This window comes from Serratia sp. CY43202 (genome assembly GCF_052168755.1).
GTDB lineage: Bacteria > Pseudomonadota > Gammaproteobacteria > Enterobacterales > Enterobacteriaceae > Serratia > Serratia bockelmannii.
The window spans coordinates 207,496-219,902 of sequence record NZ_JBJNMB010000004.1 but is presented as its reverse complement, the minus strand read 5'-3'; the positions used below and the strand labels follow the sequence as shown (position 1 = coordinate 219,902).

General features: G+C 60.4%; 10 protein-coding genes. 6 read left to right on the top strand and 4 right to left on the bottom strand.

Going from position 1 to position 12,407, the window contains the following annotated elements:
- Window positions 1-4: 4 nt before the first annotated feature.
- Entirely contained in the window at window positions 5-2,131 is a 2,127-nt protein-coding gene (rlmKL, locus tag ACJ8J5_RS10175) for a bifunctional 23S rRNA (guanine(2069)-N(7))-methyltransferase RlmK/23S rRNA (guanine(2445)-N(2))-methyltransferase RlmL (protein ID WP_142002247.1), read from the bottom strand.
- A gap of 103 nt (window positions 2,132-2,234) precedes the next feature.
- Between rlmKL and ACJ8J5_RS10170 the strand changes: the two genes are divergently transcribed.
- Window positions 2,235-3,338 (top strand): YcbX family protein, encoded by a 1,104-nt coding sequence (locus tag ACJ8J5_RS10170; protein WP_004928168.1) that lies wholly within the window; start codon window positions 2,235-2,237, stop codon window positions 3,336-3,338.
- 6 nt (window positions 3,339-3,344) lie between these two features.
- Here the strand turns inward: ACJ8J5_RS10170 and ACJ8J5_RS10165 are convergent, their stop codons facing one another.
- Both ACJ8J5_RS10165 and pyrD read right to left on the bottom strand, forming a co-directional pair.
- On the bottom strand, window positions 3,345-3,893 hold the full coding sequence (locus ACJ8J5_RS10165; protein ID WP_004928171.1) for a cell division protein ZapC: 549 nt from the start codon (window positions 3,891-3,893) through the stop codon (window positions 3,345-3,347).
- A gap of 176 nt (window positions 3,894-4,069) precedes the next feature.
- Window positions 4,070-5,080 carry a quinone-dependent dihydroorotate dehydrogenase gene (gene pyrD / locus ACJ8J5_RS10160; RefSeq protein ID WP_019454516.1) on the bottom strand — a complete coding sequence of 337 codons (1,011 nt, stop codon included), beginning with the start codon at window positions 5,078-5,080 and terminating at the stop codon, window positions 4,070-4,072.
- Between the two features lie 258 nt (window positions 5,081-5,338).
- Between pyrD and ssuE the strand changes: the two genes are divergently transcribed.
- The 5 genes from ssuE to ssuB are packed head-to-tail and all read left to right on the top strand — an operon-like array spanning window position 5,339 to window position 9,650.
- Window positions 5,339-5,917: an NADPH-dependent FMN reductase gene (ssuE, locus tag ACJ8J5_RS10155; protein ID WP_043137622.1), complete on the top strand. Its 579-nt coding sequence runs from the start codon at window positions 5,339-5,341 to the stop codon at window positions 5,915-5,917.
- Between the two features lie 24 nt (window positions 5,918-5,941).
- The gene (locus tag ACJ8J5_RS10150) at window positions 5,942-6,907 is read left to right on the top strand and encodes a sulfonate ABC transporter substrate-binding protein (protein ID WP_049295343.1); all 966 of its coding nucleotides are present in this window, start codon (window positions 5,942-5,944) and stop codon (window positions 6,905-6,907) included.
- A gap of 19 nt (window positions 6,908-6,926) precedes the next feature.
- Complete coding sequence (gene ssuD / locus ACJ8J5_RS10145; protein WP_414104601.1) at window positions 6,927-8,075, top strand: FMNH2-dependent alkanesulfonate monooxygenase; 1,149 nt, start codon at window positions 6,927-6,929, stop codon at window positions 8,073-8,075.
- Between the two features lie 10 nt (window positions 8,076-8,085).
- Window positions 8,086-8,880 (top strand): aliphatic sulfonate ABC transporter permease SsuC, encoded by a 795-nt coding sequence (ssuC, locus tag ACJ8J5_RS10140; RefSeq protein ID WP_414104600.1) that lies wholly within the window; start codon window positions 8,086-8,088, stop codon window positions 8,878-8,880.
- The gene (ssuB, locus tag ACJ8J5_RS10135; RefSeq protein WP_025302296.1) at window positions 8,877-9,650 is read left to right on the top strand and encodes an aliphatic sulfonates ABC transporter ATP-binding protein; all 774 of its coding nucleotides are present in this window, start codon (window positions 8,877-8,879) and stop codon (window positions 9,648-9,650) included. The genes ssuC and ssuB overlap by 4 nt, the downstream gene beginning before the upstream one ends.
- A gap of 52 nt (window positions 9,651-9,702) precedes the next feature.
- Here the strand turns inward: ssuB and pepN are convergent, their stop codons facing one another.
- Window positions 9,703-12,321 carry an aminopeptidase N gene (gene pepN / locus ACJ8J5_RS10130; protein WP_173889783.1) on the bottom strand — a complete coding sequence of 873 codons (2,619 nt, stop codon included), beginning with the start codon at window positions 12,319-12,321 and terminating at the stop codon, window positions 9,703-9,705.
- Between the last annotated feature and the right edge of the window lie 86 nt (window positions 12,322-12,407).

Here is a 12,407-nt window from a genome sequence, read left to right as displayed (position 1 = left end):
GTAATTATTTTCCTTCGCCGGCGTGAGTCACCAGCCAGCAGTTGTGGATCTGACGGTTACGGGCAAAATCCTGCGACAGCGTCTTGGCGGTGATCTCTTTCGCCTCCAGGCCCAGCGCACTCAGCCCTGCCATATCCATTTGGAAACCGCGCTTGTTGTTCGAGAACATGATGGTCCCGTTGCGGCGCAGCAACCGTTTCAAATCTTTCATCAGCGCTAGGTGATCGCGCTGCACGTCAAAGGTGTTCTCCATCCGCTTGGAGTTGGAGAACGTCGGCGGATCGATGAAGATCACGTCGAACTGTTCATTGGCATTGCTCAGCCACGACAGGCAGTCGGCCTGGATCAGCCGATGCTGGCGGCCGGTCAGGCCGTTGGCGCGCAGGTTCTTCTCCGCCCATTCCAGGTAGGTGCGCGACATGTCCACCGTGGTGGTGCTGCGCGCGCCGCCCAGCCCGGCATGCACGCTGGCGGTGCCGGTATAGGCGAACAGGTTGAGGAAGTCCTTGCCGCCGCTCATCTCGCCCAGCATACGGCGCGCGATGCGGTGATCGAGGAACAGGCCGGTATCGAGATAGTCGGTCAGGTTGACCCACAGCTTGGCGTTATACTCTTCCACCAGCAAGAACTCGCCCTTCTGCGCCAGTTTCTCGTACTGGTTTTTGCCCTTCTGCCGCTCGCGGGTTTTCAGGATCAGCTGATTCGACGGCAATTCCAGCACCGCCAGCGTCGCGTTGATCACATCGAACAGGCGCTGACGCGCCTTCTGCGCATCGACGGTTTTCGGCGGCGCATACTCCTGCACCACCACCTTGCTGCCGTAACGGTCCACCGCGACGTTGTATTCTGGCAGATCGGCATCGTACAGGCGGTAGCATTCGATGCCTTGTTGCTTCGCCCACTTGTCGAGCTTCTTCAAATTCTTGCGCAGACGGTTGGCGAAATCTTCCGCCACCTGCACGCCGCCGGTAGCGTTGCCGGCCGGGCTTGCCGCCAGCTGATAGTTTTTCTGCACGCACTCCAGCGGGCCGTTCTTCGCCTTAAACTGGCGCTCGGCGCGCAGCTGCAGGCAGCTCAACAGCTCCGGCGAGGCGCTGAACAGCGAAAGCAGCCAACCGCCAAAGGCGCTTTTCATCACGCGGCCCAGCATGTTGTGCAGCGCGATCAGCGCCGGTTCGCTTTCCAGACGCTCGCCGTACGGCGGGTTGCTGATCACCGTGCCGTGCGGGCCTTCCGGCAGCGGGTTGGTCAAGCGCGCGACGTCGCCGACGTTGAAGGTGATCAGCTCGGCGACGCCGGCGCGGCGGGCGTTGCCGCGCGCCATCTCAATCACCCGACGATCGATATCGGAACCGAAGAAGCGAGAGGTAGTTTCCTGCAGGCCGCGGCGGGCACGAACCTGTGCTTCGGTGGTGACTTCACGCCACAGTTCGGCGTTGTGACCATTCCAGGCGCTGAAGCCCCAGTGTTGACGGTGCAGGCCCGGCGCGCGATCGGCGGCGATCATCGCCGCTTCGATCAACAGCGTGCCGGAGCCGCACATCGGATCGAGCATCGGCGTGCCCGGCTGCCAGCCGGAACGCAACACGATGGCGGCCGCCAGGTTTTCCTTCAACGGCGCCTGGCCGGTGAGATCGCGGTAGCCGCGCTGGTGCAGGCCTTCGCCGCTCAGATCGAGCGCCACGCTGGCCATATCGCGTTGCAGGAAGACGTTAACGCGAATGTCCGGCTGCTGTTTGGCAACCGTCGGGCGTTGGTCGAGCTTACGGGTGAAGCTGTCAACGATGGCGTCTTTCACCTTCAGCGCGCCATACTGGCTGTTGCGGATCTCTTCGTTCACGCCGCTGAAATGCACGGCGAAGGTTTTATCCACGCCAAAAATGCTCGGCCAGTCAATCGCCTGCACGCCGAGGTACAGATCCAGGTCGCTGTGCACGCGGAATTCGTTCAGCGGCAACAAAATGCGCGAAGCCAGGCGACTCCACAGCAGGCTTTGGTACAGAAGACGATCGTCACCCTGAAAATGTACCCCGCCCTGCACCACTTTGCAGTCGTGAGCGCCAAGCGTTTCCAGCTCGCTTTTTAACAGTTCTTCCAATCCACGCGCCGTGCTGGCAAACAGAGAGTTCATATCGTACTTATCACCAAAAAGAAAATTGTTGCGCATTATAGCTAATCCGCACCGCTTGTCATAAAGTTGCTCCCTTCTATTTAATCATCGTACGGAGATAAGGGTGATCACGCTTTCCAGACTCTACGTCCATCCGGTTAAATCACTGCGCGGCTTGCAGCTTTCCTACGCCCAGGTCGGCAGCAGCGGTCTGGCCTTTGACCGCAACTTTATGATCACCGAACCGGACGGCACCTTTATTACCGCGCGCCAATATCCGCAGATGGTGTTGTTCACGCCGGCGCTGTTGCCGGACGGGCTGTTTCTGACCGCGCCGGACGGTGAAAGCGCCGCTATTCGCTTCAGCGACTTCGCGGCCGCACCGCAGCCGACCGAGGTGTGGGGCAACCATTTCACCGCGCTGATCGCGCCGGATGAGATCAACCGCTGGCTGAGCGGCTACTTCCAGCGCGACGTGCAGCTGCGCTGGCTGGGGCCGGAGCTGACCCGCCGGGTCAAGAAACACCCTGAAATCCCGCTGACGTTTGCCGACGGCTACCCTTATCTGCTGATTAACCAAGCCTCGTTCAACGACCTGCAGCAGCGTTGCCCCGGCAGCATCAAGCTGGAACAGTTCCGCCCCAATCTGGTGGTGAGCGGCGCTACCGCCTGGGCTGAAGACGGCTGGCAGGTGATCCGCGTCGGCGATGTGATGTTCGATCTGGTGAAACCCTGCAGCCGCTGCGTGCTCACCACCGTCAGCACCGAGCGTGGCCGCAAGCACCCGAGCGGCGAACCGCTCAGCACGCTGCAAAAATTCCGCTCCGCCGACAACGGCGACATCGATTTCGGCCAGAATATGATCGCGCGCAACAGCGGCATCATTCGCGTGGGCGATACGGTGGAAGTGCTGTCGACCAAGCCGCCGCGCCCTTATGGCGCCGGGAAAGTGGTAGAGAGCGTGCAGGCGCCACAAGACAGCGCGCACAGCGTCACGATCGAATATGAAGGCAAGGTGTTTACCGGCAATAACCAGCAGATCCTGCTCGAGCAGTTGGAACAGCAAGGCATCCGCGTACCTTACTCCTGCCGCGCCGGGATTTGCGGCAGCTGCCGCATTACGTTGTTGAGCGGTGAAGTCGCGCCCCTGAAGAAAAGCGCGCTGGGCGACAACGGCACCATCCTGTGCTGCAGCTGCATCCCGAAAAGTGATTTGACGTTGGCGTAATCCGCCTTATACCGCCCTATCGTAAGCCGGGGCGGCGCTTTCATCCTGCGCGCAGGGTTTCAGCCGGTCGTGCATCACCTTGATGGCGTCACCCAATACCATGGTACGGCCAGCGACCGTCAGCTGATTTTGCGCCAGCAGGCACAGGCTGGCGTTATCCCCGGCCTCCACCACCAGCAAGCGCGCTTCCGCGCCGCTCTCCATCACTTTCACCGCCGCCAGCTCGCCATTTTTCGGCTGCAGCGGGTAATGCTGCTGCGAGAAATGCCAGCTCTTTGGCATCAGCGGTTTCAGGAAGCGATAGGCGACCAGCGCATTCAACACCAGCTCGGCGCGCTGTTCATGGCTCAGCTTGACCTGCTTGCACTGTTCTTCATAGGTGAAATAAAGGGCGGCGTCATCCACGCAAAAAGCGCATTCATCAAAGGCGTCCGGCGTTAACATTTTGGCCGGGAAACGTGAACGAAAGATCATACCATTAGCTAAATCCAGCATTAGCCGATCGTGTTCGGCATCAAAATACCAACGCCAATTATCGTCAGGTTTTATCTTCATTTCGTATCCTTCTCGCTGCCTATGCCAATGCCGCACTCACCCTAAAAGGCGATTTTATCACCGATAAAATAGCTTAAACATCGGATAATTCCGCGAACGATATTTATGCTAACGAACAAAATATAGACGAGCCGGGGGCAGAAATAAACCCCCGGAATAAAATGAGAGGAAAAATATTAGATATGGGTAACGATATCTTTAATCAAACGCGGGCCGTGATAGATAAATCCGGAATAAATTTGCAGCAGGCTCGCGCCGGCCTCCATTTTTTCGCGCGCCGCCGTCAGCGAATCAATGCCGCCTACGCCGATAATCGGCAGGCGCCCCTGCAGTTCGGTGGAGAGACGACGGATCACTTCGGTGCTGCGTGATTGCAACGGACGCCCGCTTAACCCGCCCGCTTGTTCGCAGTAATTCAACCCCTGGATCAATTTTCGATCCAACGTGGTATTGGTGGCGATCACGCCATCGATATTATGCCGCACCAGGCTATCGGCAATTTGGATCAATTCTTCTTCTGAAAGATCCGGCGCGATCTTTACCGCCACCGGCACATATTTGTGATGCCGCGCATGTAATTCCTGCTGCTTATTTTTAATCGCAGCCAAAAGATCGTCCAGCGCTTCGCCATACTGTAAGGATCGTAACCCCGGCGTATTCGGTGAAGAGATGTTAATCGCGATATATCCGGCATACGGATAAACTTTATCCATGCAGATCAAATAATCGTCTTTTCCCTGCTCGACCGGCGTGTCTTTATTCTTGCCGATATTGATCCCAAGAATGCCGCCGAAATGGGATTTCTTAACGTTTTCAACCAGATTGTCCACGCCATGGTTATTGAACCCCATGCGGTTAATCAGGCCTTCCGCCTCAACCACGCGGAACAAGCGCGGCTTATCGTTGCCCGGTTGCGGACGCGGCGTCACGGTGCCGACTTCCACATGGCCGAAGCCCATCGCGCCGAACGCATCGATGCATTCGCCGTTTTTATCCAGACCGGCGGCCAATCCCAGCGGGTTTTTAAACGACAGCCCCATGCAGCTGACCGGTTTGGTCGGCACGGACTGACGGACAAGAAACGCTAATGGGGTGCCGGTAATACGGCTGAGCTGACGAAAGGTCACTTCGTGTGCGCGCTCCGGATCGAGCTGGAACAACGCTTTCCTGATGAGGGGGTAGTACATGGACTCTCCTGATTTCCCGGTTGCAAACCGGGGGCGTATTATCCGGTATCCCCCGCCTAATTGGAATTGATTAAAGGCAAAAAAAGCCGTTTTTACGCAATCGTTTTCCCACTTCACCGCCAAATCGGCGCCAATCCGCTTTTGCGCATATCCAAATCAAAAAATGAGATTTAAACAACGCGCCCGGTTGCTGGTAGGTTTAAAACACTTCCCATTGATTTTCTAATTAAACCTAACTTTTAGTTATAAGGAGTGGCAATGCGCGTTATATCACTGGCCGGTAGCCCACGTATCCCATCACGTTCCGCCGCGCTGCTCTCGCTGAGTCAGAACTGGCTGCGGCAGCAAGGGGTGGAAGTGACGGCCTATACCCTGCACGACTTTGACGCCGAAGACCTGCTGTACGCCAACTTCAACAGTCCGGCGATCAAGGCGTTTGCCGAGCAGCTGGCGCAGGCCGACGGCCTGCTGATTTCCACGCCGGTTTATAAAGCGTCGTTCTCCGGCGCGCTGAAAACCCTGCTGGACCTGCTGCCGGAACGCGCGCTGGATCATAAGGTGGTGCTACCGCTGGCGACCGGCGGTTCCGTCGGCCACATGCTGGCGGTGGACTATGCGCTGAAACCGGTGCTAGCGGCGCTGAAAGCGCAAGAGGTGCTGCACGGCGTGTTTGCCGACGACAGCCAGATCCAACTGACCGGCGAAAGCGCCACGCTCACCGACGCCGTGGCCGCCCGGTTGGAAGAGGCGCTCGCCAGTTTCTATTTGGCGCTTGGCCGCCGCAAACCGCCCGCGCTGCGCGTCGCCTCGCCGCTGACGGCGCGTCAAACCGCCTGACATGCCTGGAAAAGGAGGGCCTGAATGAAACAACGCAACGCTTTGCGACGTTGGCTGAGCGCCGCGGCCTTCACCGGCCTGCTGTCGCTGGTCTGGGCCAACGCCGCCGTCGCGCAGGATCCGGCGCAATTTCGCATCGGTTACCAGAAAGGATCGGTGAGTCTGGTGCTGGCGAAAAGCCACCGGCTGCTGGAGGAACGCTTCCCCGCCACCCGCATCAGTTGGATTGAATTTCCCGCCGGCCCGCAGATGCTGGAGGCCTTGAACGTCGGCAGCATCGATCTGGGCAGCACCGGTGATATTCCGCCGATCTTTGCGCAGGCCGCCGGCGCGGATCTGCTGTATGTCGGCGTTGAGCCGCCCAAACCGAAGGCCGAAGTAATCCTGGTGCCGGAAAATAGCCCGATCAAAACCGTCGCCGATCTGAAAGGCCATAAGGTCGCGTTCCAGAAAGGATCCAGCTCACATAACCTGCTGCTGCGATCGCTGCAAAAGGCCGGACTGAAATTTACGGATATCCAGCCCGCCTATTTGACGCCCGCCGATGCGCGCGCCGCATTCCAGCAGGGCAACGTCGATGCCTGGGCTATCTGGGATCCTTATTATTCCGCCGCGCTGCTGCAGGGCGGCGTGCGGGTGCTCGGCGACGGCACCGATCTGAACCAGACCGGTTCCTTCTATCTGGCGGCGCGCCCCTATGTCGAAGCCAATGGCGCCTTTATCAGCCAGGTCCTGACGGTGCTAACCCAGGCCGATGCACTCACCCGCAGCGACCGGGCGCAAAGCGTGACCCTGCTGGCCAACGCCATGGGGCTGCCGGAACCGGTGATCGCCAGCTATCTGGATCACCGCCCTCCGACCGCCATCACACCGCTCGATGCGCATACGATCGCCGCGCAGCAGCAAACCGCCGACCTGTTTTACGCCAACCGGTTGGTGCCGGTGAAGGTCGACATCTCGCAACGCATCTGGCGCCCAAGCGCGCAATAAATACGGGGGAACATTGACGATGAGCCTGAACGTTTTCTGGTTTTTACCCACCCATGGCGACGGCCACTATCTTGGCAGCGCGCAGGGCGCTCGCAGCGTCGATCACGGTTACTTGCAGCAGATCGCCCAGGCGGCGGATCGGCTGGGATTCGGCGGTGTGCTGATCCCCACCGGTCGCTCTTGCGAAGACTCCTGGCTGGTGGCCGCCTCGTTGATCCCGGTCACCCAGCGGCTGAAGTTTTTGGTCGCGTTGCGGCCGGGCATCATCTCCCCTACGCTGGCGGCGCGTCAGGCGGCGACGCTGGATCGCCTGTCCAACGGGCGCGCGCTGTTCAATCTGGTCACCGGCGGCGATCCGGAAGAGCTGGCGGCGGAGGGGTTACATCTCAGTCATGAAGAGCGTTACGAGGCCTCGACCGAGTTCACTCATATCTGGCGCCGGGTACTGGAAGGCGAAACCGTCGATTTCGACGGCAAGCATATTCAGGTGAAAGGGGCCAAGCTGCTGTTCCCACCGGTGCAGCAACCGCGTCCGCCGCTCTATTTCGGCGGATCCTCCGCCGCCGCGCAGGAGCTGGCCGCCGAACAGGTAGAAATGTACCTCACCTGGGGAGAGCCGCCGGCGCAGGTCAAAGACAAGATCGAGGAAGTACGCGCCAAAGCGGCGGCAAAGGGCCGACAGGTGCGTTTCGGCATCCGTCTGCATGTCATCGTGCGGGAAACCACCGAAGAGGCCTGGCGCGCCGCCGATCGGCTGATCGCGCACCTCGATGAGGAAACCATCTCCAACGCGCAGCAGGCCTTTGCGCGCTTCGACTCCGTCGGCCAACGGCGCATGGCGGCGCTGCACGGCGGCAAGAAGGACAACCTGGAGATCAGCCCGAACCTGTGGGCCGGCATCGGCCTGGTGCGCGGCGGCGCCGGCACCGCGCTGGTGGGCGATGGCCCGACGGTCGCCGCACGCATGCAGGAATACGCCGATCTGGGCATCGACACCTTTATTCTCTCCGGCTATCCGCATCTGGAAGAGGCCTACCGCGTCGGCGAACTGCTGTTCCCTCACCTCGATCTGGCGCAGGAAGAAACGCCTGCGCGCCTTCAGCCGGTGCGTCCGCAGGGCGAAGTGGTGGCCAACATCTATGTTCCGCAAAAAGTGTCGCAGAGCTGAGGAGGCCCCGATGGCTAAGAACGCGCAACGCATCCTGTATCGGCTGGCCCCCTGGGCGCTGCCGCTGGCGCTGGTGCTCCTCTGGCAGGTCGCCGTCGAAACCGGTTGGCTGTCCAACCGCATTTTGCCGGCGCCCAGCGCGGTGCTCGCCGCCTTCTGGCGCCTGAGCCAAAGCGGCGAGCTGTGGCAGCACTTGAGTATCAGCAGCCAGCGCGCATTGATCGGCTTTGGCATCGGCGGCAGCATCGGACTGATCCTCGGTTTTATTACCGGGCTGTCGCACTGGGGCGAACGTCTGTTGGACAGCTCGGTGCAAATGATCCGCAACGTGCCGCACCTGGCGCTGATCCCGCTGGTGATCCTGTGGTTCGGCATCGATGAATCCGCCAAGATCTTTCTGGTGGCGCTCGGCACGTTGTTCCCGATTTATCTCAATACCTATCACGGCATCAAAAACATCGATCGCGGCCTGCTGGAGATGGCGCGCAGCTACGGTCTGAGCGGTTTTCGCCTGTTCACGCAGGTGGTGCTGCCGGGCGCATTGCCGTCGATTATGGTCGGCGTGCGTTTCGCTCTCGGCTTCATGTGGCTGACGCTGATCGTCGCCGAAACCATCTCGGCCAATTCGGGCATCGGCTACCTGGCGATGAACGCGCGTGAATTTCTGCAAACCGACGTGGTGGTAGTGGCGATCGTGCTGTACGCCCTGCTCGGCAAGCTGGCGGACGTGGGCGCGCAGCTGCTAGAGCGCGTCTGGTTACGCTGGCATCCGGCCTATCAACTGAAACAGGGAGAAGCGCTATGACCCTTCCCGCTCGCCTTGCCCAAGGCACGCCGGTGACGCTGGAATCCATCGGCAAACGTTACGGCAACCGCACCGTGCTGGACAATATTCAGCTGCGCATTTCCGCCGGGCAGTTCGTGGCGGTGGTCGGCCGCAGCGGCTGCGGCAAGAGCACCCTGCTGCGCCTGTTAGCCGGCCTGGAACAGGCCAGCAGCGGCGCGCTGCTCAGCGGCAACGCGCCGCTTGCCGCCGCCAAAGAGGATACCCGGTTGATGTTTCAGGATGCGCGCCTGCTGCCGTGGAAAACGGTGATCGACAACGTGGGCCTGGGGCTGCGCGGCCACTGGCACGACGCGGCGCTGCAGGCACTGGACGCGGTCGGTTTGGCGGATCGCGCCCGCGACTGGCCGGCGGCGCTGTCCGGTGGACAAAAGCAGCGGGTCGCCCTGGCGCGCGCGCTGATCCACCGCCCCCGCCTGCTGCTGCTGGACGAACCGCTCGGGGCGCTGGATGCCCTGACGCGCATCGAGATGCAAGGGCTGATAGAGACACTGTGGCAACAGCACGGTTTTACCGTACTGCTGGTGACGCACGACGTCAGCGAAGCCATCACGCTGGCGGATCGGGTGATCCTGATTGAAGAGGGCCACATCGGACTGGATCTGAGCATCGATCTGCCGCGGCCACGCCGCAAAGGTTCGGCCAGGCTGGCGGAACTGGAAGCTGAAGTGCTGGAGCGGGTATTATCACCGCCGGTCACCGCGGCCAGTTCACGCCAGGCGGCGAATTGAACGAAAAAAGGGACGGCGCAGGCCGTCCCTTATCTATATCAGCGTGAAAAGATCAGGCGTCGAGCGCCTTACTGATCTTCTCGTACAGATCGCCGGACAGGTTTTCCAACCCTTTCAACTGTTCCAGCGCCTTGCGCATCAGCGCCTGGCGACCCGCGTCGTAACGCTTCAGGCGAATCAGCGGTTCAATCAGGCGCGCGGCGATCTGCGGGTTGCGCTGGTTGAGATCGCTGAGGATCTCCGCCAGGAACTGATAGCCGCTGCCGTCCGCGGCATGGAACGCCGCCGGGTTGCCGGAAGCGAAGCCGCCAATCAACGAGCGGGTGCGGTTCGGGTTGCTCAGGCTGAACGAGCGGTGTTGCAGCAGCGCGCGCACCTTGCTCAACACGTCTGCCGATGGGCTGCTGCCCTGCAGCACGAACCATTTGTCCATCACCAGGCCATCCTGATGCCAGCGCTCGTCGAACGCCGCCAGCAGCGCATCGCGGCACGGCAGCTGGGCCGCGACCGCAGCAGACAGCGCCGCCAGCGAGTCGGTCATGTTGTCCGCCTGGCGATACTGTTCGCTCACCAGCTGGTCCGCCAGCACCACATCTTCGCCGAACGCCAGATAGCCCAGGCATACATTGCGCAAGGCGCGCTTGGCGATCTCGGCGTGCTCCACGCGGTAGCCGTCGGTCTTGTTGGCGTGATACACCGCCAGCCACTCATCGGCCAACTCCCGCGCCAGGCAGCGTACGATCGCTTCGTGCACCGCGGCGATCGCTTCTGGATCGATAGTGGCGAACAGCTCGGCGATTTCGTTCTCCGACGGCAAGGTCAGGATCTGCGCCGCCAGCGCCGGATCCAGTTTTTCGTCCAGCAGCACCGCGCGGAACGCATCGGCCACGTGCAGCGGCAGCGACAGTGGCTGCTTCTGCTGGTGCCGCGCCACGTTCAGTTTGATGTAGGTCGCCAGCAGGCTCTGTGCCGCATCCCAACGCGCAAATTCATTGCGTGCGTGCTGCATCAGGAAGGTCAGTTGCTGATCGCTGTACGGATAGTCCAGTTTCACCGGCGCGGAGAACTCGCGCAGCAGCGAGGGCACCGGCTTGTGCGCCACGCCGTCGAACACGAAAGTCTGCTCCGCTTCGGTGACGTTCAGCACATTGTTGACCGGCAGCCCCCCCTTTTGTAAGGGAATGACGTTGCCTTCACTGTCGTACAGTTCGATATCCAGCGGGATATGCAGCGGCAATTTCTCCGGCTGATCGGCGGTCGGCGCGGTTTTCTGACTGACATGCAGGCGATATTGCTGGGTTTCCGCATCGTACTCGTCGCGCACCGTCAACAGCGGCGTGCCGGACTGGCTATACCAACGGCGGAAGCGCGACAGATCCACGTTGGACGCGTCCTCCATCGCCTGCACGAAGTCATCGCAGGTAGCGGCGCTGCCGTCGTGGCGTTCGAAATAGAGCTGCATCCCTTTCTGGAAGTTCGCTTCCCCCAGCAGGGTGTGCATCATGCGGATCACTTCAGAACCTTTTTCATACACCGTCAGGGTGTAGAAGTTGTTCATCTCGATCACTTTGTCCGGGCGGATGGCGTGCGCCATCGGGCTGGCGTCTTCGGCGAACTGCGCGCCGCGCATTACGCGCACGTTATCGATGCGGTTGACCGAGCGCGATCCCAGATCGGAACTGAACTCCTGATCGCGGAACACCGTCAGCCCCTCTTTCAGGCTGAGCTGGAACCAGTCTCGGCAGGTCACACGGTTACCGGTCCAGTTGTGGAAGTATTCGTGGCCAATCACCGCTTCGATGTTCAGGTAATCCTTGTCGGTGGCGGTTTCCGCCTTCGCCAGCACATATTTGGAGTTAAAGATATTTAACCCTTTGTTCTCCATCGCGCCCATATTGAAGAAATCGACCGCCACGATCATATAAATGTCGAGATCGTATTCCAGACCGAAACGGGTCTCGTCCCACTTCATCGAGTTCTTCAGCGACGTCATCGCCCAGTCGGCGCGATCCAGATTGCCGCGATCGACGAACAGCTCCAGTGCGACCTTACGGCCTGAACGGGTGGTGAAGCTGTCGCGCAGCACGTCGAAGTCCCCCGCCACCAGCGCGAACAGGTAGCAAGGTTTCGGGAACGGATCCTGCCATTGCACCCAGTGGCGGCCATCGGCCAATTCACCCTGGCCAATGCGGTTGCCGTTTGACAGCAGGAACGGATAGCGCGCCTTGTCGGCCACGATGCGAGTGGTAAAGCGCGCCAGCACGTCCGGGCGATCCTGGTAATAGGTAATGTGGTGGAAGCCTTCGGCTTCGCATTGCGTGCACAGCGCATCGCCGGACAGGTACAGCCCTTCCAGCGCGGTGTTTTTCGCCGGGTGAATGTCGTTGACGATGGTAAGAGTGAATTGTGCCGGCAACTCATCGATGATCAGCTGGTTATCCTGCTGACGGTAGGCGCTCCACGGTTGGCCGTCGACCTGAATGCTCACCAGCGTCAGATCTTCACCATCCAGCACCAGCGGTGCACCGGCCGTGCCCTGACGTTTGATTTTACTGACGGCGGTCACGCGCGTGGTTTCCGCGTCCAGACTGAAGTCCAAATCGATATCGGTCGTGGTGTAATCGGGCGCGCGATAGTCGTGGCGGTATTTTGCCTGTGGCTGTTGTGTCATAAAAACCCTTAAACATCTCAGTGAGTTATAGGTGCCAGGCCGCTCTTCCCCTTCGTACCGCAGCCGGTGTGTTTCCCGGCAGCGCG